The sequence below is a fragment of the Stenotrophomonas sp. WZN-1 genome, assembly GCF_002192255.1.
GTDB lineage: Bacteria > Pseudomonadota > Gammaproteobacteria > Xanthomonadales > Xanthomonadaceae > Stenotrophomonas.
This window is the reverse complement of the sequence record NZ_CP021768.1, coordinates 431,186-452,347: the sequence shown is the minus strand read 5'-3', so window position 1 is coordinate 452,347 and position 21,162 is coordinate 431,186. Positions and strand designations below refer to the sequence as shown.

Annotated in this window: 16 protein-coding genes; 6 read left to right on the top strand and 10 right to left on the bottom strand. The window is 66.4% G+C overall.

Annotated elements, in window-relative coordinates:
* Window positions 1–2 precede the first annotated feature (2 nt).
* Entirely contained in the window at window positions 3–518 is a 516-nt protein-coding gene (locus tag CCR98_RS02035) for a hypothetical protein (protein WP_087921317.1), read from the top strand.
* Between the two features lie 75 nt (window positions 519–593).
* On the top strand, window positions 594–1,154 hold the full coding sequence (locus CCR98_RS02030) for a queuosine precursor transporter (protein WP_087921316.1): 561 nt from the start codon (window positions 594–596) through the stop codon (window positions 1,152–1,154).
* A 147-nt stretch (window positions 1,155–1,301) separates the two neighbouring features.
* On the opposite strand, the gene glnE is transcribed toward CCR98_RS02030, so the two are convergent.
* Window positions 1,302–4,097: a bifunctional [glutamate--ammonia ligase]-adenylyl-L-tyrosine phosphorylase/[glutamate--ammonia-ligase] adenylyltransferase gene (gene glnE / locus CCR98_RS02025; RefSeq protein WP_087921315.1), complete on the bottom strand. Its 2,796-nt coding sequence runs from the start codon at window positions 4,095–4,097 to the stop codon at window positions 1,302–1,304.
* Between the two features lie 364 nt (window positions 4,098–4,461).
* Between glnE and CCR98_RS02020 the strand changes: the two genes are divergently transcribed.
* Window positions 4,462–5,976, top strand: a complete 1,515-nt coding sequence (locus CCR98_RS02020; protein ID WP_014035763.1) for an acetyl-CoA hydrolase/transferase family protein — start codon at window positions 4,462–4,464, stop codon at window positions 5,974–5,976.
* A 90-nt stretch (window positions 5,977–6,066) separates the two neighbouring features.
* Here the strand turns inward: CCR98_RS02020 and CCR98_RS02015 are convergent, their stop codons facing one another.
* The 9 genes from CCR98_RS02015 to CCR98_RS01975 all read right to left on the bottom strand — a co-directional run bounded on the left by CCR98_RS02015 (window position 6,067) and on the right by CCR98_RS01975 (window position 17,043).
* Entirely contained in the window at window positions 6,067–7,428 is a 1,362-nt protein-coding gene (locus CCR98_RS02015) for a VOC family protein (protein WP_087921314.1), read from the bottom strand.
* 200 nt (window positions 7,429–7,628) lie between these two features.
* A complete protein-coding gene (locus CCR98_RS02010; RefSeq protein ID WP_087921313.1) occupies window positions 7,629–8,117 on the bottom strand; it encodes a hypothetical protein in 489 nt (162 codons plus the stop codon).
* A gap of 31 nt (window positions 8,118–8,148) precedes the next feature.
* Complete coding sequence (locus CCR98_RS02005) at window positions 8,149–8,901, bottom strand: HAD family hydrolase (RefSeq protein ID WP_087921312.1); 753 nt, start codon at window positions 8,899–8,901, stop codon at window positions 8,149–8,151.
* 95 nt (window positions 8,902–8,996) lie between these two features.
* Complete coding sequence (locus CCR98_RS02000; RefSeq protein ID WP_087921311.1) at window positions 8,997–9,407, bottom strand: EF-hand domain-containing protein; 411 nt, start codon at window positions 9,405–9,407, stop codon at window positions 8,997–8,999.
* A gap of 233 nt (window positions 9,408–9,640) precedes the next feature.
* Window positions 9,641–10,012, bottom strand: coding sequence for a hypothetical protein (locus CCR98_RS01995; protein WP_087921310.1), 372 nt, complete (start codon window positions 10,010–10,012; stop codon window positions 9,641–9,643).
* 210 nt (window positions 10,013–10,222) lie between these two features.
* Entirely contained in the window at window positions 10,223–10,936 is a 714-nt protein-coding gene (locus CCR98_RS01990; protein WP_087921309.1) for a M15 family metallopeptidase, read from the bottom strand.
* Complete coding sequence (locus tag CCR98_RS01985) at window positions 10,869–12,422, bottom strand: serine hydrolase domain-containing protein (RefSeq protein ID WP_087921308.1); 1,554 nt, start codon at window positions 12,420–12,422, stop codon at window positions 10,869–10,871. The genes CCR98_RS01990 and CCR98_RS01985 overlap by 68 nt, the downstream gene beginning before the upstream one ends.
* 55 nt (window positions 12,423–12,477) lie before the next feature.
* A complete protein-coding gene (locus CCR98_RS01980) occupies window positions 12,478–15,501 on the bottom strand; it encodes a TonB-dependent receptor (RefSeq protein WP_087921307.1) in 3,024 nt (1,007 codons plus the stop codon).
* 51 nt (window positions 15,502–15,552) lie between these two features.
* The gene (locus CCR98_RS01975) at window positions 15,553–17,043 is read right to left on the bottom strand and encodes a transglutaminase domain-containing protein (RefSeq protein ID WP_087921306.1); all 1,491 of its coding nucleotides are present in this window, start codon (window positions 17,041–17,043) and stop codon (window positions 15,553–15,555) included.
* A gap of 133 nt (window positions 17,044–17,176) precedes the next feature.
* Between CCR98_RS01975 and CCR98_RS01970 the strand changes: the two genes are divergently transcribed.
* The 3 genes from CCR98_RS01970 (at window position 17,177) to CCR98_RS01960 (ending at window position 21,157) form a co-directional block, all read left to right on the top strand.
* On the top strand, window positions 17,177–18,616 hold the full coding sequence (locus tag CCR98_RS01970; RefSeq protein WP_087924123.1) for an SH3 domain-containing protein: 1,440 nt from the start codon (window positions 17,177–17,179) through the stop codon (window positions 18,614–18,616).
* Window positions 18,613–19,707, top strand: a complete 1,095-nt coding sequence (locus CCR98_RS01965) for a dipeptide epimerase (protein WP_087921305.1) — start codon at window positions 18,613–18,615, stop codon at window positions 19,705–19,707. Before CCR98_RS01970 ends, CCR98_RS01965 begins: the two co-directional genes overlap by 4 nt.
* 601 nt (window positions 19,708–20,308) lie before the next feature.
* Window positions 20,309–21,157, top strand: a complete 849-nt coding sequence (locus tag CCR98_RS01960) for a MurR/RpiR family transcriptional regulator (RefSeq protein WP_087921304.1) — start codon at window positions 20,309–20,311, stop codon at window positions 21,155–21,157.
* Window positions 21,158–21,162 lie beyond the last annotated feature (5 nt).

The following is a 21,162-nucleotide window of genomic DNA, read 5'->3' as shown; positions in this document are numbered from 1 at the left end:
CCATGCTCCGTTGCCTGCGCGTTCCCGCTTCTGCCCTGCTGCTCTCGGCGCTGCTGGTGCCCACCGTCCATGCCGGCGCCGCGCCGCAGTTGAACAGCAGTGAGGCGAGCGTGCTGATCACCTCGCTGATCGTGGTCTCGGTCCCCCTCGCTGCATCGGCGGGCCTGTCCGAACTGTCGAAGGCACCGTTCAAGGCCAGCGAGCGCAACGGCAAGGTTGCCGCACGCACGCCGGCGGTTCCGCTGCCGCCGATGGAGGTGAAGCAGGTCGCCACCACGCCAGCCGGTGATCGCCAGGTGCACCTGCAGGTGCCCGGCAAGGCCGACCAGACCGCAACGCTGCAATGGCCGGCGGCTGCAGGCGATGACGCGATCGCTGGCTTCGTGGTCGGCCAGCAGGTGCGCTTCGACCCCACCGACGCGGGTGCCGGTTGGACCGTGAAGAGCGCACAGGGCCAGGCGTTGGCCTATGTGCCGACCGCCTACGCCGCTGGCGATGTGATGAGCGAAGCGCTGTAAAGCTGAACGACCGGTTTTGGCTTTGCCGCGGGCCGGGCGGATAATGGGCGTTCCCCTTTGTCCCCCTGGCTCGCCATGTCCGTGCGTCCTGCCCCTGTGTTTGCCCCGCTGACCGCCCGCGCCCTGGTGCTGGCGGTGCTGGCGATGGGCGCGGTGGTGCTGCTGTCCAACGTGCTGGTGCAGTACCCGATCAACGATTGGCTGACCTGGGGTGCCTTCAGTTATCCGGTCGCGTTCCTGGTCAGCAATCTGATCAACCGCCGCTTCGGCCCGGGCCCGGCGCGCCGCGTGGCGTGGATCGGTTTCGCGGTGGCGGTGCTGCTGTCGATCTGGGTGGCCACCCCGCGCATCGCCATCGCCTCATGCTCGGCCTTCATCGTGGCCCAGCTGCTGGACATCACCGTGTTCGACCGGTTGCGCCGGGGCAGCTGGTGGCGCGCACCGATGGTGGCCACCACCTGCAGTGCGACGGTGGATACCACCATTTTCTGGTCGATCGCGTTTGCCGGTTCCACCCTGCCGTGGGTGAGCTGGGCCGCCGGCGACCTGGCGGTGAAGCTGGCGATCGGCGTCTGCCTGCTGGCCCCGTTCCGCGCGCTGCTGTGGAAGATGGCGCCACTGCGCGCCACCAGCTGACCGCCGTTGCTCTGGTGGGTGCCAACCTTGGTTGGCACGCTGGTGCCGGGGTCATGAACGCGGATGGGTTGTGCCAACAAAGGTTGGCACCTACCAACAGCAGGACAACGGCCAGATCATTGCTCCGATGATGCTTTGTTCTGGCTGTCAGGCGAACGGCAGCTCCGCAACTCTGCACGCCGCCGTAATCGCCGCACACGCCTCTTCAATCGCGGGCGTGGTCGGGGCCAGTCGCGGGCGCCGGTCCAGCGTGCAGGCCAGGCCTACCTCCAGCAATGTGGCATGCGCTGCATGCAGCGCCTGCGCGGTGTCTTCCGGCAGGAAACCAACAACCGCCAACGCATCGATCAACGATGGCGTATCGCGCGGCTGCAGCAACGCCACGTGCTGCGCACTGCGCGCAAGCACACCGGTCTGCAGCAGGAACTCCAGGTCCACCACGCCGCCAGCACCCTGCTTCAGGTCCAGCCGCGCGGCATCGCTGCGGTCCAGTTCGGTGCGCATGCGCCCACGCATCTTCAACACGTCGGCATACAGCACACCGGCATCGCGTTCGCGGCCCAGCGTCTGCGCACGCACCTGCTCGAAGTCGGCCAGCAGGCTGGCATCGCCGGCCACGCCACGCGCGCGCACCAGCGCCTGGTGTTCCCAGGTCCACGCGCGTTCACGCTGGTATTCGGTGTAACTGGCCAGCGAAGACACCAGCGAACCCTTGCCGCCATCCGGGCGCAGGCGCACGTCGATGTCGTACAGACGCCCGGCAGCGGTGACCGCACCAAGCAGCGCCATCACCTTCTGCGCCAGGCGCGCATACCAGCGCCCCGGCTCCAGCGGACGCGCGCCATCGCTGGCATCCACGCCGGCCGGATTGTCGTGCAGGAATACCAGGTCCAGGTCGGAACCGAAGCCCAGTTCAAGCCCACCGAGGCTGCCATAGCCGATGATCGCGAAACGACCACCGGGAATCTCGCCGTGTGCGGCGCGCATGTCCGCCTCGGCCATCGCCAGCACGGTGACCACCACCGCCTGCGCCAGTTCGGCCAGTTGCCGCGTGCTGTCCACCGCGCCCTGGCGGCCGTCCAGCGTGGCCATCGCCATGCGGAAGCTGAGTGCCAGCCGCGTCTCGTTGAGCCAGCGCAGTGCGGATTCGGGATCTTCCACCGCCAGCACCTGCTGGCACTCGGCCAGCATGCCGGCGGCATCGGGCATCGGCCCGGACACGCGCACGTCCAGCAGTTCGTCCAGCAGCAGCGGGTACGCGGCCAGTCGCTCGGCCAGCAGCGCGCTGCGCGCCAGCACATCGACCAGACGCGCCAATGCGCTCGGTTGTTCGTCCAGCAGCGCGAGATAACTGGTCCGGCGCAGCACCGCCTGCAGCAGGCCAAGCACGCGCTTGAGCGCAGCATCGGGCTGCGGCGAACGCGTGGCCGCATGCAGCAACGCGGGCAGCACGCGATCCAGCCGCGCACGCGCGGCATCGGACAACGACTTCACGCCGGTGCCCTGCGCGAAATCGCGCAGCGACTGGTCGGCGCCATTGGCATCGAGGAAACCGGCTTCGGCCAGCAGCGGCGCATTGCTGCCTTCGGGCAGGCTGCGCCAGTAGTTGGCCAGTGCATCGGGCGCGGCTTGGCCCTTGCGCGGCGCCAGCAGCGCGGCGAATTCGGTACTGACCCGCTGCTGCTGCACGGCCAGTGCCGCGCGCAGCACCTCCCAGTCCGGGTAGCCGAGGCCGACGGCGATGCGCTCGCGGTCCAGCATGTCGCCGGGCAGCACGTGGGTCTGTGCATCGCGCAGCATCTGCAGGCGGTTCTCCAACCGGCGCAGGAACAGGTAGGCCTCGCGTAGTGCGCTGCCATCCTCGGGCGCGATCTGCCCGCCGGCCACCAGCGCGTCCAGCGCCACCAGCAGGCGGCGCTCGCGCAGCGCCGGCTCACGGCCACCGCGGATCAGCTGCAGCGCCTGGCACAGGAATTCGATTTCGCGGATGCCACCGGCGCCGCGCTTGATGTCGTCGTGCAGTTCGCGGCGCGCGACTTCGGCGGTGATCGCCGCCTTCATCTCGCGCAGGCCGTCGAGTGCGGTGAAGTCCAGGTAGCGGCGGTACACGAACGGGCGCAGGGTCTGCAGCCACGTTTCACCGGCATCAATGTCGCCGGCCACTGCGCGCGCCTTCAGCCAGGCGTAGCGTTCCCAGTCGCGGCCCTCGCGCTGGAAGTACTGGTCCATCGCCGCGAACGACAGCGCGACGCGACCGGCGCTGCCGAACGGGCGCAGGCGCAGGTCGACGCGGTGGCTGAAGCCATCGACGGTGGTTTCGTCCAGCAGCTTGGCCAGGCGCTGGCCGAGGCGAGCAAAGTACTCCTCGGCAGCCAACGGACGCGGTCCATCGGATTCACCGCCCTGCGGATAGGCGTAGACCAGATCCACATCGGAACTGAAGTTGAGCTCGCCACCGCCGAGCTTGCCGAGGCCGAACACCACCAGCTGCTGCGGCGCGCCTTCGCCATCGCGGACCACGCCGTGGCGTTGGGCGAATTCCTGCTGCAGGGCGTCCAGTGCCAGCCGCAGGCAATCTTCGGCCAAAGCGGTGGCGCCGGCCAGGGTCTGCGCCACGTCGTCCAGGCCGGTCAGGTCGCGCCAGATCAGCCGCGTGGACATCGCGGTGCGCCAGCGCCGGATCTGCGCCGGCCAGTCGCTGGGCTGCAGCGGATCGAGCACCGGCGCCGGGATCGGCGGGCAGCCGGGCGCGGCCAGCTGTGCCAGCAAGGCCGGTTGCCGCACGAGGGTGTCCAGCGCGAAGTCGCTGGCCACCGCCAGCCGGGTCAGCAACGGCAACAGGTCGGCAGGAACGGGCTCGGGCAGCACCTGGGCCAGACGCGCCAGCGCGCGGTCGACAAGGGGCTGCAGGGAGGCGGGCAGGTCAGCGGGGGCGAGGGTCATGGGCTGATTGTATCGACCCGGTCGTGCCGGCCGCTGGCCGGCAGATCCGATGATTCCGCCGCAGCCTCCCGCAGTTGCCGGCCAGCGGCCGGCACTACCGATAATGAGGACCGCGCATTCATACTGGGCGACAGGCAATAAAAAAGCCCGCTTGCAGCGAACTGCCAGCGGGCTCTGCTCCCTCCCCCACGTCGGGATGCAGGGCCATCGTGCGGGCTGCGAAAGCACTTTGCACGCTGCACTGCAAAACAAAACCGGTGGGTATGGGTGACCCCTGCAGGGAAAAGCCATTCCACGAAGGTAGAACCCCCCGTACGGATGAGGATGGCCGATAATCGGCTTTCCCCCCAGAAACACTGTCGTCATGTCTGTTGATCGCATCGCCAACGCGCGTCTCCGTGACCGCGTGGTCTCCGCCGAGGCCGCAGCCGCGCTGATCCAGCCCGGTGAAACCGTGGCCATGAGCGGCTTTACCGGCTCCGGGTATCCCAAGGCCGTTCCCGTGGAACTGGCGCGCCGCATCGAAGCGGTGCACGCCCAGGGCCAGCCCTTCCAGATCAAGCTGATGACCGGCGCCTCCACCGCGCCGGAGCTTGATGGCGCGCTGGCCAAGGCCGATGGCATCGCCATGCGCATGCCGTTCCAGAGCGACCCGGATGCGCGCAACCGCATCAACGAGGGCAAGCTGGATTACATCGACATCCACCTCAGCCACGTGGCCCAGCACGTGTGGTTTGGCTTCTACGGCGAGATCGATACCGCCGTGATCGAAGTCTCGGCCATCCGCGAGGATGGCTCGCTGGTGCCCTCCACCTCGGTGGGCAACAACAAGACCTGGCTGGACCTGGCGAAGAAGGTGATCGTCGAGGTCAACGAATGGCAGCCGGCCGGCGTCGACGGCATGCATGACATCTACTACGGCACGGCGCTGCCGCCGCACCGCAAGCCGATTCCGCTGGTGAACGCCAACGACCGCATCGGCGACACCGCGCTGCGCTGCGACCCGGACAAGATCGTGGCCGTGGTGCGCACCAACGGCCCGGACCGCAACAGCCCGTTCAGCCCGATCGATGCGACCAGCGAGCAGATCGCCTCGCACCTGATCGAGTTCCTCAAGCACGAGGTGAAGAAGGGCCGCCTGCCGCCGAACCTGCTGCCGCTGCAATCGGGCGTGGGCAACATCCCGAACGCGGTGCTGGCCGGCCTGGCCAAGAGCGGTTTCCGCGACCTGGCCGCGTTCACCGAGGTGATCCAGGACGGCATGCTCGACCTGCTGCGCGACGGCGTGCTGAGCTACGCCTCGTGCACCGGCTTCGCACTGAGCCCGCAGGCCAACGAGACGTTCAAGGAACACATCGATTTCTACCGCGAACGCATCATCATGCGCACGCAGGAAATCTCCAACCATCCGGAACTGGTGCGCCGCCTTGGCTGCATCGGCATGAACGGCATGATCGAGGTGGACATCTACGGCAACGTCAATTCGACGCACGTGATGGGCACGCGGATCATGAACGGTATTGGCGGTTCCGGTGACTTCGCCCGCAACGGTTTCCTGTCGGCGTTCCTCAGCCCGTCCACCGCGAAGAACGGCACCATCTCGGCGATCGTGCCGATGGCCAGCCATGTCGACCACACCGAACACGACGTGTCGGTGATCGTGACCGAGCAGGGCCTGGCTGATCTGCGTGGCCTGACCCCGCGCAAGCGCGCGCAGGTGCTGATCGACAACTGCGCGCACCCGGATTTCCGTCCGCAGCTGCAGGACTACTTCGACCGTGCCAGCCGCGAGAGCTACGGCAAGCACACCCCGCACCTGCTGCCGGAAGCGCTGTCGTGGCACCAGCGCTGGCTGGATACCGGCACGATGAAGGGCTGAAGCCCGCGCTACGCGCTCGCCGGGCAGGGCCCGGCGCTACCGCGCAGCGCACCTTGGTAGCGCCGGGCCATGCCCGGCGGATGTCCTGGATCAGGTGCGCAGCGCCGCCAGCGATTCGGCCTGCAGCCGCTCGTAGATCTCGAACTCGTCATTCACCGCCACGCCCAAGGCCTGCTCGAAGGCCTCGCGGTTCGCATGCGCGGCATAGGCGCGCTGCTCTTCACCGCCCAGGTTCGACTGGAAGATGCCCGCGGCACTGACCGGCAGGAAATCCTCGTAGACGATCGGGTCGGCGGTGGCCAGGCCGGCAGCCACCAGCACTTCGGCCGGCAGATCAGCCACGCGCTCCGGCGCGGCGCGGCCGGCGTCGGTCAGCTGGTAGCGGTAATAGCCCAGGCCTTCCTGGCGCAGCGTGTCATGGTCATCCGGGAAGCTGGCGAACACCGCCTGCAGGCGCTGGCCGTAGTCGCCGCCGGTGCTGCCTTCGCCACCGGCATCGCGTGCCTGCGCCAGCAGCTGGTCGTACAGCGCGCGGCCCTTTGGGGTCAGCGCAAGGCCACGTTGTTCAATCTCGCCGAAGCGCGCGGTATGGGTGCCGGCATCGCCACCCTCGCTGTCCGGGAAATGCACGGCTTCTTCCAGCGCCTTGAAGCTGGTCTGCCGCAGCAGGATCGGGCAGGCACGGCGCGGCGGGCCTTCGATCACCGCCTTGGCGGCCATGCCATGCTCGATCATCGCCGCCTGCGCTGCGTCGATATCCAGCGTGCGCGGGGTCAGGTGGTTGATGTGCGGGCCACGGAAGCTGACCACGTCGGCCACCAGCCGATGCGCGTTGTGCAGGGCGTGGTAGGTCGGCAGGTCGACGGTGGCATCGCCGTGCCAGCGGAAGGTTTCCAGTGCTTCATCGACGAAACGCTCGGCATCGGCCTGCGACAGCCCGCCATCACGCTCGGCCTGGTCGATCAGCGCCAGCGCGCCGTCGGTGAAGATGCGGCGGCGTTCGAGGATGCGCGCCGATTCGGCACGCAGCGCTTCGTCTTCGATCAGCTCCAGGCGCAGCAGCGAGGTGAACACGCGGAACGGGTTCTGCGCCAGCGCGGCGCCCGTCAGCGGCCGGAACGCGGTGGAGTGCACCGGCACGCCGGCCACCGACAGGTCGTAGTAGCCGACCGGGAACATGCCCATCACCGCGAACAGGCGGCGCAGCGTCGCCAGTTCCTGCACGGTGCCGACGCGGATCGCGCCATGGCGCTCTTCATCCAGGCGCGCACGCTCGTCGTTGCGCAGCAGCTGCGCGGCCAGCGCCGGGTCCTGCTCCAGCACCTGCGCGTTGATCCGCTCCACCAGTTCCACCAGCGTGCCGTACAGCGGCACTTCGGTGCGGTACATGCGGGACATGGCCTGCGCGAACAGGCGGCGGATCACATCAGGCGAAACGAAAGAGGCGCTCATCAGTCACTCGATTACGGGAACGGGGAACAGCTCGAACCCGTATTGTCGCCGGAGCGCGCCGCGGCGGCGATATGCACAGCAACATGACGCCTGGCCCAGGTAGGCCTGGTGGGTGCGAACCTTGGTTCGCGCTGCTTCTGCACTGGCCCCTGACAGATCAGTGCGAACCAAGGTTCGCACCCACCAGGCGCAGCTCGGCACTACCGCTTGAGCTGGCGCTTCAGGGTGGCATCCAGGGTGATCGGCCGGTCCCAGTGCTGGTAGCTGGCCACGATGGCGTGGCGCAGCGCGCGGTAGTGCAGGTTCTCCGACTTGGCCGGCATCCGCTTCACCACCGCCTCCCAGCCGCCGGCCGGGTCCTGGCTGAAGGCGCGCACGCTATCGCGGCAGGTCTGGCCGCTGGCCTTGGCCCAGAAGCAGGCGAAATAGATATCCCCGGCCTGCCAGCCATGGGTGGTGAACAGCGCGCTGACATACCCGCGTGGTACGTCGGCGTAGCGCGACACCTCGTCGAGGAAGGCGTCGGGGTAGCGTTCGGCGTAGTGGTTGATGTCCTGCAGCTGGGCATCGACCCAGCTGTCACCGGTTTCCACCGCGTAGGCCGCCGAACGCTCGGCGGTCTGCTGGGCCAGCACGGTGGCCGGCACCAGCATCAGGGACAACAACAGTGCGCGCAGTCGGACGTTCATGCTCCGATTCTGCCGCAGCCGCCGGGCCCTGTCAGGCCGCCGCTGCGGCCTTGGCCTCGATCGCCGCCAGTGCCGCCGGCCAGTCGTGGGCCGTATCGGCGGTGACCATGCGCGGTTCGTCGTCGGCCACGCCGTGCTGGGTCTCGTGGGCCCAGGTCACTGCGTACGGCGTATGCACGCCCCAGCCACCCAGGGTGACCACCGGCTCGATATCCGAACGCAGCGAGTTGCCGACCATCACGAACTGCTGCATCGGCAGATCGAATTCGGCCAGCACGCGGGCGTAGGTTTCCGGGTCTTTCTCCGAGACGATCTCGATGCGCGGGAACAGCTCGCCGAGGTTGGCGACCTTGATCTTGGCTTCCTGGTGGAACAGGTCGCCCTTGGTGATCAACACCACCGGGTAGTGCTCGGCGATGGCCGCCACGGCTTCGCGCACGCCGTCGATCAGCTCGACCGGGTGGCGCAGGGTGTCGTGGCCGATCTCCAGGATGCGCTGGATGTCCTTGGCCTCGATGCGCTGGCCGGTGATGTCGATGGCCGCTTCGATCATTGACAGCGTCATGCTCTTCACGCCGTAACCGAAGGTGCCCAGGTGGCGCTGCTGCACCTCCAGCAGGTGGCGCGCGGTCTGCGTGTCATGCACGTCGACGTAGCGCGACAGCAGGTCAAGATAATCCTGCTCGGCCTTGCGGTAGTAGTCCTCGCTCTTCCACAGCGTATCGTCACCGTCAAAACCGACCAGGCCGATGGCGCGCGACGGCGCAGGCGTGGGGGTGTTCATCGGCCAAGGATACAGGGGCGGCGATGACGAGAAAAACCCGGGCGGCCGCAGCCGCCCGGGTCCCCATGCACCGGTCTTCCCGAATCAGGTCTGGATCAGCGGCCCTGCGCCGCGCCGGCACCCGCGCCGGCCTGCTGCGCGGCCACGTAGGCCTTGTACTCATCGGCGCTCAGCTCGCCGTCCTTGTTGGTATCGGCCTGGTCGAACACCTGGGCGAGGCCAGCGTTCACCTGCGCCTCGGACTTGCTGATGGTGCCGTTGCCATCGGTATCGATGCTGGCCCAGGTCTGGCCACCGCCATTGGCCTGTGCCGAAGCCGCTGCGGCCGCGTTGGTCGCCTGGTCAGCCGCCTGCCCGGCCTGTGCCGCCGACTGCTGCGCCTGCGCGGCCTCATTCTGGGCCTGCGCGGCCTGCTGCTTGGCCGACTGGGCCATCGCCGGGATGGCCAGCACGCTGCCGGCGGCGACGATCAGGGCGATCAGGGGCTTGCGGTTGCGAATAGTCATCAGGGGTGTCTCCTACCTAATTGGGTGGTGTTGCGCGGCCTGTTGTTTCCGCACGGCACCTACCCTGCCACCGCCTTTCTGAATCGATTTGGGGCCGCGACCGGCGTCAACACGCACGATTAACCACTGGCTCACGCACATGCATTAGCGCACTGGTTAGCGGGGAGTGAGCGGCTCATAAGATGCGCATTCAGCGCCTCTGGATTTAACCGGCAGGCAACGAAAAACCTGCGTCAGTCGACGGTTTTTTCCAATGACCGCGAACTGAACAATACCCATCCCAGGGCGACACCGGCGAGCGCGCCGGCGATTTCCAGCACTACGCGGCTGCCGAGTTCATTCGGATCGTGGATGGTGGCGAGGAACAGGCGCGCGTACAGCGGCGACTCCAGCCGCACGATGCCCATGTAAAAGAGCTTCCATGCATCGATACCGGCGGAGATGATCACGGCGATGACACACGACCAGCCGATGGCGTGGCCGACCGTCCAGTGCAGAAGCCGGCACAGCTGTGACCACAGGAAGTACACCAGCAGGCCGACCAGCAGCGCGATGGCGCCAGCTTCGAGGGTGCCGAGCAGGCCGAAGTGCAGGGGAAGGTTCATCGGGCGGGCTGGGATGAAGAGACGGCCAGTGTAAGGGATCTGCCCCGGACCCGATCCGGTAGCCACGGTAGATCCACGCCATGCGTGGATGGATCTCCATCGAAATCGAATATCTCGACGATTGAACGAAGAGCATCCACGCATGGCGTGGATCTACCGTGTCGACCAAGGTCGACACCTACCAACAGCAGCGACCCTCTGCCGATATCCCTACCGCACGGGGACGTCGTATGCGGTGCCCGGGTCCGGCTCGGGCTGCAGGGTGTAGTGCCACCACTCCTGCGGATAGTTGGCGAAGCCCCGCCGCGCCATCGCGCGCACCAGCTGCTGGCGGTTCGCCTGCTGCGCATCGCTCAGCCCGCTCGTCTGCGTATGCGCGCGCGGGCCAAAGAAATCGAAATCTGTGCCCATGTCCAACGGCGCACATGCACCGCTGCGGCAATCCAGCAGCCCAAGATCCACCGTGGCGCCGCGGCTATGGCCGGAGCGCTCGGCGATGTAGCCGTCGGCCAGCAGCCGCGGCTTGTCCAGATCCGGGTACTGCAATGCCTTGCGCGAGCGCTCGCGCGGGTCGTTCACCCAGGCCATGAAGGCCTGCACCGAGCGCACCGGCCGGTAGCAGTCGTAGATCCGCAGGCCGAATCCATCCGCACGCAGGTCCTGTTCCACCTGCGCCAGCGCCTTCGCCACCGGCGCCAGCAGGTAGCACGAGGGCGCCTCGTAGCCCGGTACGCGCGCGCCGGTGAAGTTGTTGGTGCCGGCGTAGCGGATGTCCATCTCGATGCGTGGCGACAGCGAACGGATCTCGACTAGGCCGGCGCTGGCGGCATCGATCGCCGGCGAAACGCGCGGCGGCTCAGCGGCGCTGGCGCTCGCTGCCAGGGCAGTCGCCAGTACGAGTGAAGTGCAGGTCCTGGAAGTCATAGCTGAAGTCGATGTCCGGGTCGATGGCGCGCAGGTCCAGTGTGGGCGGCGCACCGTCACCCGGCTGCAACCAGGCCTGTGCGTCTTCGCCCAGCGTATCCCAGCGCAGCAGCCAGCGCCCCTGCAGCTGCAGCACTGCTCCCTGCAGTCGGGGCGACCTGTCCACGCTGAAACGCAGGCCGTCCTTGCCCGGGCACAGCGAGGCCGGGCCCAGCCACGGATCCATGTAGCGGCCCCGCGAGCGCTGCAGATCGGAAGCCGTGAGTCGCTGTGCATCCGAAGTCACAGGTCGCTGATGCCCGGTTGCCGCACGAGCGGCCTGGTCCGCCTGCAGTTCGACCAGGTACGCCATCGCCGGACGCGCATCGTCGGGGGCGGTGAAGCGCTTCAGCGCGGCCTGCATCAACGCGGTACGCGCATCCTCACCTTCACCGTTGATCAGCATCACCACACCCACCTTCCGGTCGGGCAGCAGCGCCAGCGACGAGTACATGCCCGACAGCGTGCCGGTATGCGCTACCTTCCACTGCCCGTCCATGTCCGACACACGCCAGCCATAGCCATAGCCGTAGAAATGCGCGTTGTCCCAGCGCCGCTGGCGTTCATCCAACGGCATCGGCATGTGCAGGGTCCACAGCGTGCGCCGCTGCTCGCTGCCCAGCCAGTCCGGCACCAGCGCAGGATCCAGCAGCACCTGCATCCAGCGCGTCATGTCGCGCAGTGAACAGCGGATGCCGCCTGCCGCCATCGAGGTCAGGTCCGGGCTGATCGCACCGTCTGCGTTCACGACCTCATGGCGATCACCGCGCCAGGCGTGCGGCTGCGCCACGTTGCCCACGCGCTTCACCGACCACGCCCCTACCTGGCAGCGCGTCATGCCGAGTGGTTCGAACACCTGTTCGCGCATCAACTGGTCGTACGGCTTGCCAGCGGCCGCAGCGGCCACCTCACCGGCCACCACATACATCAGGTTGTCGTAGGCATAACGGCTGCGGAAACTGCTGACCGGCTTCAGGTGTGCCAGCCCGGCGATGATGTCGGCACGGGAGAACGTGTTCGGTTCTGGCCACAGCATCAGGTCACCGGCGCCCAGACCGAGACCGCTGTTGTGGATCAGCAGGTCGCGCACCTGCATCTGCTGCCCCACCCATGCATCGTGCATGCGGAAGCCCGGCAGATGGCGCTGCACCGGATCGTCCCAGCGCAGCCTGCCCTGCTGCACCAGCCGCGCCAGCAGTGCGGCGGTCATCGCCTTGCTGTTGGAGGCGATCTTGAACAGCGTGTCCTCGTCGATGCGGCCGCCATCGCCACGCTTACCTTCAGCATGGCGATAGACCACCTGTCCGTTCTCGACCACCGCCATCGCAAGCCCGGGGAGATGTTCGGCGCGAACCACGGCGGCGACATCGGCATCAATTGAAGCGGTGTCGATCGCCAATGCGGAGGGTGCGGCCAGTGCCGCTGCGAGGATCAGCAGATGATGCATGCACGCTTCCCTTCCAATGCCCGCGCCGCCCACACAGACGGCACGGGATGCAGCCTCAGAAATTCCAGGTCACCACCAACTGTGTATAGCGCGGAGCCTGCCAGCGCGTCCCGGTGGCGAACGTCGCCTCGCGGTACTGGCCGGGCTGCGCTTCATAGCGCTGGTGCACGTTGATGGTCTTCTGATTATTGAACAGGTTGTAGACCGACAGCCGTGCGCTGAGATCGATGCCCTCCACCGGCAAACGCCACGTCACATTGGCGCCCATGGTCCACGTCCATGGCAGGCGACCGAACGCGCCGCGCGGACTGTACTCGAACTGTCGCTGGTTGTATGGGCCGGAGCAGTTGGCCACGCACAGCCAACCGGTGCCACCGCCACTACCTTCACTGGAGGTACTGCCACCGGCGATGGAGTCGTTTGGCCACATCACGCCATACGCAGTGATCGGGCCGCCGGACTGCACCTGCAACGTCGTGCCGAAGGACCATTGCTTGTTCAGTGCGTACGCAGCTCGCAGCTTGAACTGGTGGCGGAAGTCGTTGAACAGTACGCCGTAGCGCTCGTTGGTGGCGGGGTGGTCCCAGAACTGGACCATGCCGGTATCACCGTAGTTGGTATCGGAGTTCACTGGTCCTTCGAAGTTGCCTTCACTCTTCGACCACAGGTAGGACGCGTTGAACATCCACTTCTCGTCCCATGCACGGTCGATCTGGAACTCCAGCCCCTTGTAGGTGCGCTTGGGCTTGGAGTAACCGATCACCTCGCCGCTGCCGCCCTTGCGATAGCCGCTGTTGGCGGTATCGATGGTGATCCAGCCTTCGTTGGCGCAGCCGATGCTCTTGTCGCCCCAGATTGTCAGGCTCTCGCCCGGATTGGCAATCGGCCACAGCGTGCTCGGGGTCGGGCCGCACGGGGTGTAGTTGATGCGGATGTCATCCAGCGCACGGGTCATCCGTCGATAGGTGGCGTTGACGCCCCAGGACCACGCCTGGTTGATCATGTTCTGGAAGCCCAGGATGTACTCGTCCTGGTAGACCGCCTTGAGATCGCGGTCCACGCTCTGGCGCAGGTCGGCACCGCCGGTGTTCATGCGGGTGTCGGTCGGCCCGATCTGCTGGCCGACGATCGGTGCCATGTACGGCGAGCCTGTCGGCGAGGTCTTCTGTTCCCAGCCATTGAGCACGTAATAGCTGTATTCGTCGGTGAGACCACCGGCGAAGTTCACGTTGATGTTGTTGGTAACCGGCAGGTAGTAGCGGCCGGCGTTGCCGAAGAGCTTGGTGCTGCCATCACCGCGCATGTCCCACGAGAAGCCCACACGCGGCGCGATCAGGTCGTCCATCTTGATGAACGCCTTGCCGGCGGCGGTGCGGTTTTCGAAACGGTCCCAGCGCACGCCGAGGTTGAGCATCAGGTTCGGAGTGATGTTCCAGATGTCTTCCACGTAGAAGGCATTGGCTTCAGTCTCGAACGTGCCTCCCGACTTGCGGTTGCGCGCACGCAGCATTTCGGTAACGCCTGCTGGCACGTAGGCATTGGCACCGTCCCAGACTTCATCGCCAGGTCGCGCTACGTAGGCCGTGTAGCTCAACTCGGTCGGACCGGGGTAGCGGGTGGACTGCTTTGTGGTCATCAGCTCACGGTCGACACCGAAGCGCAGCAGGTGATCACCCAGCTGCCATTCGAAGTCCAGTCGCGCCACGTCACGGGTATCGTCACGCTCGGCCACTGCCGTGCCGGTGGGGTGGCAGCCTGCGCGCAGGCCCTGCAGCTTGCCCAGGCGCGGGCCGTAGGTACTGTCGGTGAATACCGGGCTGCAGGCCTGATCCAGCGACGAATTGGTGAACGCACGCTGGTTGTTCTGGCCGACCATGGCGCGGGCGGTGAAGTTCTGGCCGAAGTGGCCGGTATAGGTGGCCGACCAGTTGCGACCACCCGTCTCGGTGACTGAATCACCGCCCCATGCACCGAGCTGGTCTGCGTTCCAGTTGTAGCCATACGAGGCGTTGGTGACGTCACCTTCGTCGGAGAACGCCAGCAGCGCCAGGCTGTGGTTGTCGTTGATGTTCCAGTCCAGCTTGGTGCCCCAGAAGCCGTTGCCGGAATCATTCTTGAACCAGGTACTGCCATCGGACGAGGTGTTGTGCCCTTTGTCACTGCGGTCTTCGTACATCGCGAACAGGAACAGCTTGTCCTTGATGATCGGGCCGGATCCCCACACGTTGGTCTTCAGGAAGGAGTTGTTGTCGCGGCTGCCATACGAATGCGGGGTTCCATCACGATGGAAGTGGTCGCCGCCGCTGGAGCGCCATGCACTGGGTTCAGCGGTGACTTCCACGCCGCCTTCGAACTCGTTGCTGCCCGAACGGGTCACCGCATTGATCACGCCACCGGTGGAGCGGCCGAACTCGACCGAGTATCCGCCGGTCTTGACCTGAAACTCCTTGAAGAAGGCGAACGGCGCGGTACTGAAGCCGCGACGGGTGTACATGTCGGTGACATTCAGGCCATTGATGAAGACGGCATTTTCAGCCACCGACGAGCCGGCGAAGGACAAGCCACCAAACGACGAGTTGCCGCCGACCACGCCAGGCGCCATCAGTGCGACCGCAGACAGGTCCTGCGCCACAGGAAGGCGCGAGATTTCCTGTCGATTGATGTTGAAGGATGTTTCGGTGGAATAGACATCCACGCGATTGACCACGCGTGTGCCGACCACCTGCAGTGCATCGAGATTGGTGACGCCGCCGCCGCTTGCCAGATTGACCGTGGTGGTGCCGCCGATTGCGACGCTGACAGCAACCTGATCACCCAGCTTCTGGCCATCACGGCTGAGCTGCAACTGGTAGTCGCCCACCGGTAGCTGGCCCAGGCGATAGCTGCCATCGGCACCGACCGTGACAGAGCGGGTCAGGCCCGTGCTGTTGCTGACCACGGTCACCTGGTCACCAGCGGTGGCGCGGCCCGCCACCGCGCCGCTCACGTTCTGCGCCATTGCGGTGCCGGGCAGCATCACGCCCAGACACGCCCCGAGGGCGACGCACAACGCCGCCCGCTTTATGCTGTAAGCCTTCATCCCCTGCTCTCTCCTGCAAGAATTGAATGGTGTGGAGTGCGATGTGTCGCGCTAGCGTTGCCTGGCTGGCAGTACCCGCCACTGGAAGTCGTAGCTCCATTGGTCGAAGTACAGGTTGCCGCCTGCCCACTCGGCCTCGCCACGCTGCGAGTCGACCGTTTCCGAGCGGTAATGCTGTTTGGCCGGCACGAAGGGCTGGCCGAAATCATCGTTGAAGGCGATGCGATAGCCGTCGAGGCCACCCAGGTAGAAATCACGCAGTGCAGGCACGTCGCTGGCCAGCGCCCCGGTGGTCACGTCCATTGGCAGCCAACCGTACGGCGCCAGGTAGACCTGGCCCCAGTCATGCAGGTTGTTGTAACCACTGCCATCGTCGGAGAACACCATGCCCGACTGCCAGCGCGCGGGAATGCCGTTCATGCGCAGCAACGTGATCAGCAACAGGGTCTGTTGGCCGCAGTCGGCATGGCCGGCACGCAGCGCGTAATCGCTGATGTTGCTGATCGTGGAATATTCGCGCGCGCCGGCCCAGGGAATGCGGTCGACCGCAGCAAACAGCTTGCGCACCACTTCATACGGGCGCGTCTCGCCCTGCAGTACCTGGTCGGAGAACAGCTTGAGCGCAGGGGTGAAGCGCACATGGGGCAGCTGCTCGGCCAGATAGGGCTTCAAGGCCGGATCGGCCGGGGTTGGCTGCACCTGGGCCGGGTTGATCGCGGTATGCCGGGCGAAGATCGTCACCGCGTAGCGGATCTCGAAGCGTGTCGGCTGCCCGGCCACCGCTTTGGCTTCCAGATAGGCCGTGCGCTGCAAGGTGCTGGCCGGTGCGACACGCGCCTTGCCCGGGCTGCTGCCCAGCCACTGCACCTGCTCCTGCTGTCCCGGGATCTCGCGCGGGTACGGAATCCAGGCACGCACGGTTTCGCCGGCCGGCACGGCATCGGCCTTCACCGTAAGTGATTGGGTGATTTCGATACGTTGCGGCAGCACCGACGCCTGGCCACGTTCTTCGGCTGCGGCAAGCACGCGTACGTGGTGCGCGTTGAGCACCTCGTTTGGACCCGGCGCCGGCATCGGTGCATCCGCGCGGCGGCGTGCGCGTGCTTCGTCGCTGAGCAGGAACAGGTTCGACGGTGCGCGCTTGAAATACCAACGCGTGCCATCGATATCGAGATGCTCGATCAGGCCAAGCTGGTCCCAGCGCGCGAATTCCTCGTCGGTCAGGTCGGGAATCCAGCGGCGCACGGCAGACTTGGCGGCGGTTTCGTCGAGCGAAAAATCCAGGCGGATGCGACGCATGCGTTCTTCCTGGAACGCGATGTCCTCGAAACTGACGCCAGGCTCCGCCGCGTCGGCGGCCGACCAGGTGTTCAGTTCGCTGCGAGCTTCAAGGAACCTTCCCGCGTCGATCATCTGCACGACCCGCGCAAACTGGATGGCCGAGGGCGGCGGCTCCGCTCCCGCCGACCATGCCCACAGCAGCAGCGCGGCACACAGGCCGGCGGCGGCAGACAGACGCGGTTTGCGAACGGCAGACTCCACAGCGACACTTCCCCAGCGCGGGTGGTAACGGCTGTGTAACACGGGGCCGGGATGCCGGTCAATAATTTATTCTTGCTTTCGACGCCAAAAGGAATAAATATTCCAACAGGCATTCAAGGAGGGTGTGCAGCGCATGATCCTGGCTTCCCGCGAACGGCATCGGCATTGGCCACGCCGCTTGACCCTGGCCCTGTGCCTGCTGGCCGCACCGGCCTTTGCGCAGGCCGCCCCGGCACCCGATCCCGGCGCACCGCTGCCCTATGTGATCGGCCTGCACGAGGCTTACCTCACCCCGCAGTACTGGGCCGCGCGCCTGGACAACGCCGACGTGCCGATCCTGGACCGCAGCCAGATCGAGGCACAGAACGCGCGGATGCGGGCACAGGACAGCCACATCCAGGACATCGCCGCATTGCCAGCCCAGCTTGATGCGGCGACGGTGCGTGCCAGCATCACCGCGCTGTCGAGCTGGCCCAGCCGCACCCTGTACAACGACAAGGGCCAGGCCATCGCGCCGTCACTGCGCAGCACTATCGAAGCCAACCTCGGCCTCGATGCGATTCCCGCCCGGACGGGACCGCAGTATGGGCTGGTGGTGAAGCGCGCGGCACTGCGCACCTTCCCCACCCGCGAACGCGTCTTCAGCAGCGTCGGTGACACCGACATCGACCGCTTCCAGGAATCGGCGCTGTTCCCCGGCGACAAGGTTGCCGTGGTCCATCGCAGCGCCGACGGCCACTGGCTGTTCGTGCACAGCGAGCGCTACAGCGCGTGGATCGAGGCCGATGCCATCGCCAGCGGCGACAAGGCCACCGTGCTCGGCTATGGCGCCAAAGGCCCGTACCGGATCGTCACCGGTGCCACCGCGCAGACCGCCTACACCCCGGAAGAACCGCGCGTCTCGCGCCTGCAGCTGGACATGGGCGTGCGCATGCCGGTGCTGGTCGACTGGCCTGCGTCAGAGCCGGTGAACGGCCAGCAGGCGCATGCGTCGTGGGTGGTGCAGTTGCCCGTACGCGAAGCCGATGGTCGGTTGAAGCTGTTGCCGGCGCTGTTGCCACGTTCGCAGGACACCGCCGCCGACTACCTGCCGCTGACCCCACGCCTGCTGCTGCAGCAGGCCTTCAAGTTCCTCGGCGAGCGCTACGGCTGGGGCCACGACTACGACACCCGCGACTGCAGCGGCTTTGTGTCCGAGATCTACCGCAGCTTCGGCGTACTGCTGCCGCGCAATACCAGTGCGCAGGCGGTCAGCCCCGCGCTGGATCGGCTGCCGTTCACCGGCAAGGACGGCAAGGCGGTGCGCGACCGCGCCGTCACCGACCTGCAGGTGGGCGACCTGGTCTACATCCCCGGCCACGTGATGATGGCCATCGGCCACGTCGACGGCCGTACCTGGGTCATCCACGATACCGCGGGCGGCAGCTGGTTCGGTGCCGACGGCACGCGCGTGCAGGCCCATCTCAATGGTGTTTCGGTCACGCCGCTGGAGCCGATGATGGCCAGCGATACCGTCCGCTACATCGACCGCATCACCAACATCCAGCGCCTGCGCGCCAAGACTCCTGAATGAAGATCACCGCCATCGAACTGGGCATGCTGCGCGTGCCGCTGAAGACGCCGTTCAAGACCGCCCTGCGCACGGTGGAGACCGTGGAAGACGTGGTGGTGCTGATCCGCACCGACACCGGCAACACCGGTTACGGTGAAGCCCCGGCCACTGCAGTGATCACCGGCGATACCCACGGCTCGATCATCGAAGCGATCCGCCACTTCATCGCCCCGCGCCTGATCGGCCAGGACGTGGTCAACCTCAACCATCTGTGCACGCTGGTGCAGACCGCGATGGAGCGCAACACCAGCGCCAAGGCCGCGGTGGAGATCGCGCTGTACGACCTGTGGGCGCAGCTGCACGGTGCGCCGCTGTACCAGATGCTCGGTGGTGGCGACCCGGTGATCACCACCGACATCACCATCAGCGTGGACTACATCGACAAGATGGTGGCCGATTCGCTGTCGGCGATCGAGCGCGGATTCGAGTCGCTGAAGATCAAGGTCGGCAAGGACATCGGCCTGGACATCGAACGGGTCAAGGCGATCCACGCGGCGGTGGAAGGCCGCGCCCTGCTGCGACTGGATGCCAACCAGGGCTGGACCGCCAAGCAGGCGGTGCATGCGATGCGTACGCTGGAAGAGGCCGGCGTGGTGCTGGAGCTGCTGGAGCAACCGGTGAAGGCGGCTGACATCAGCGGCCTGAAGTACGTCACCGATCGCGTCAACACGGCGGTGATGGCCGACGAAAGCGTGTTCAGCCCGAGCCAGGTGATGGACCTGATCCAGCAGCGGGCGGCCGACATCATCAACATCAAGCTGATGAAGACCGGCGGCCTGTCCAACGCGATCCGCATCGCCGACATCGCCGGTATCTACGGTGTGCCGTGCATGATCGGCTGCATGATCGAGTCCAGCATCAGCGTGGCTGCGGCCGTGCACCTGGCGGTGGCCAAGAGCGATGTGATCACCAAGGTCGACCTCGACGGCCCCTCGCTGGGCCAGTTCGACCCGGTCAGCGGCGGCGTGCATTTCAACGAATCGGAGATCAGCATCAGCGACGTGCCGGGGCTGGGCATCACCGAAGTGCGCGGGCTGGAGATGCTGGGTTGATGTGCGCCTTGCGGCTGGCTTGGTCCTCAACTGATCCTGGGTCGCGCGTTACTTTTCTTTGCGCGCAAAGAAAAGTAACCAAAAGAAACGTTCCGCCATCCGCGAGCCGACGTGCTGCGCACGTCGGTGCCCTGTGCTCCTCGGTCCGGCGAGGGACGGCGCGGAACTCGCTGCGCTCAGACACCCGCGCCTCTTCGCCCTCGCCGGACCTGCGGTGCTCGGCTCGCTTGAAGGCGGACTCAACGTCCAAAGCAACAGCTGCACCCAGTAAATCCACGCCACGCGTGGATGCATCTGCTCTTGCTTCTGCCCTACCCCGTAGCCCCTTCGCGGCTGGCACGCGCGCGATGTGTCCGGGGTCGGGCGGGTGGGGCTTGCAGGGGTGTCCGCGCCATGGGCCCGAGGCATGCCTCGGGCGGGTTGGGCAGGAAGCCCAACCCCGGTCTTGCCGTTTGCGCAGGACAGCGCAAACGAGCAAGCGCGGCCAAGCCTCCATGGACGGATTCACGGCGTCCCCTGCAAGCCCCACCTGCCCGACCCACCCCATGACACGCTCTCAGCGGCCAACCGCAACGCCTTTACAGCCCCCCGGACTCCCCGCATGCCGTCCCTGCTGAAGATCCGCTCCGAGCGCGGGCAGATGTCGGCCATCGAGCGCCGCATCGCCGACTTCATCCTCGACAATGCCCACCTGCTGCGCGACTACTCGTCCCAGCAGCTGGCCAGCGCACTGGGCATCAGCCAGTCCAGCGTGGTGAAGTTCAGCCAGAAACTCGGCTTCAAGGGCTACCCGGACCTGAAGTACTCGATCGGCCAGGACGTCGCCCGTGCCGGTGCCGATCCACAACAGGCCCCCAGCGAACCCGACAGCGGCGATGACTACCTGCGCCTGGGCGAGGCCCTGCGCCGCAGCAAGGCCCAGGCCGAGGAGGAAACCCGCCAGGCCAATCCACGCGAGGAGATCGAGCGCATCGTGCACCTTCTCGACGGCGCGCCCAAACTGTTCGTGTACGGCCTGGGTGACGACGGCCTGTATGCCCGCGAGTTCGCCATGCGGCTGTCGCTGCTCGGCCTGTTGGTGGTGCCACACACCGACCCGATCCTGATGCTGGCCAACCTCTCGGCCGCACGTCCCGGCGATGCACTGCTGGTGTTCTCCGAGTTCGGCAACCTGCCCCAGCTTTCACAGTTGTCGCGGCAATTCCAGGACATGGGCGGCAAGGTGATTTCCATCACTCGCCACACCGCCAACCCGCTGCGCGCGCATGCTGATGCCGCACTGGTGGTGTGTGCGCATGACCGCACGCCGCAGGTCGCGCAGCTGCTGTACCGTAGTGCCATGCACGCCCTGCTCGATTTCCTGTTCGTGCTGCTCTGCCACGCCAATCCGGACCGCCAGCAGCAGCTCGCGGTGAACCTGGAGCGGATCGACCACCTGCTGGATTCCTGACCGGA